Origin of the sequence: Caballeronia udeis (genome assembly GCF_001544555.2) — a bacterium.
In the GTDB taxonomy this organism is placed as follows: Bacteria; Pseudomonadota; Gammaproteobacteria; order Burkholderiales; family Burkholderiaceae; genus Caballeronia; species Caballeronia udeis.
The window spans coordinates 1-1,121 of sequence record NZ_FCOK02000211.1 but is presented as its reverse complement, the minus strand read 5'-3'; the positions used below and the strand labels follow the sequence as shown (position 1 = coordinate 1,121).

Here is a 1,121-nt window from a genome sequence, read left to right as displayed (position 1 = left end):
CCTGTGAAACTGTCTTCGGTCTGCTCGCCGCAACCGGTTTGCGTATATCGGAGGCGTTGGCTCTTCGGCGCCTGGACGTAGACCTCGAACGCGGCCTGCTCACGATCCGGCAGAGCAAGTTTCGCAAATCGCGCCTGGTTCCTCTACATCCGACCACCGCCGAGGTCCTCCGTGCCTATGCGTGTGATCGCGATAAAAGGTTACCTGCGTCAACGACCGACGCGTTCTTCGTGTCGGACCGCGGCAGACCGATGAACTATCGCCAGATCGAATACGCCTTCGCCTGTCTTCGCGCACAGCTCGGATGGCGGGCCCGAGGAGGTCACCCCCACCCACGCATCCACGACCTGAGGCACAGCTTTATCTGCCGTCGTCTGATCGGCTGGTACCAGGAGGGAATCAACGTCGACAACGCCATGCTTGGGCTCTCCACCTATGTCGGACACACCCAGGTCACGGACACGTTCTGGTATGTAACGGGAATACCTGAGCTGATGGCCATTGCAAGTGATCGCTTCGAGCGCTTCAACCAAGGAGGCAGCCATGCCTGAACTGTATTCATCGCCGACGTTTGCGCAGTTGCTTCAGCAGTTCTTTGTGGAGCGCCTGATGCAGCAACGTAACGCTAGCCCGCGAACTGTGGCAGCTTACCGCGATACCATGCGGCTGCTTCTCCAATTTGCCGAACAGCGGCTGCACCGTTCACCTGAGCGCCTGGCACTCAATGATCTTGATGCCCCACTGGTCCTTGCGTTCCTCGACCACCTCGAAGTGAACCGCCACAACAGCATCCGCAGCCGCAATCTCCGACTGGCCGCCGTTCGCTCGTTTCTGCACTACGCTGCGTCCCGAGTCCCGGAGTCGCTTCGCACGATCCAACAGGTTCTTGCAATCCCGATGAAGCGTTACGAACGCCCGCTGGTCCGCTTCCTCTCCCGAGACGAAATATGTGCCTTGCTCGATGCACCCAACCCCAATACGTGGTGCGGCCAGCGCGATCGCGTGATGTTGGCAACCCTCTACAACACCGGCGCCCGAGTGTCCGAACTCATCGGCATACGCGTGGGCGACGTCGAACTGGATCGAAGTCCTTCGGTACGTCTTCACGGCAAGGGCCGCAA

At 59.9% G+C, this 1,121-nt stretch carries 2 protein-coding genes; both read left to right on the top strand.

Features of this window, described 5'->3' with window-relative positions; genetic code table 11:
- Window positions 1-551 (top strand): tyrosine-type recombinase/integrase (locus AWB69_RS45255; protein ID WP_156529231.1); only part of this gene is annotated, 551 nt, incomplete at its 5' end.
- A partial coding sequence (locus AWB69_RS45250) for a tyrosine-type recombinase/integrase (RefSeq protein WP_156529230.1) occupies window positions 544-1,121 on the top strand: 578 nt, incomplete at its 3' end. The genes AWB69_RS45255 and AWB69_RS45250, both read left to right, overlap by 8 nt.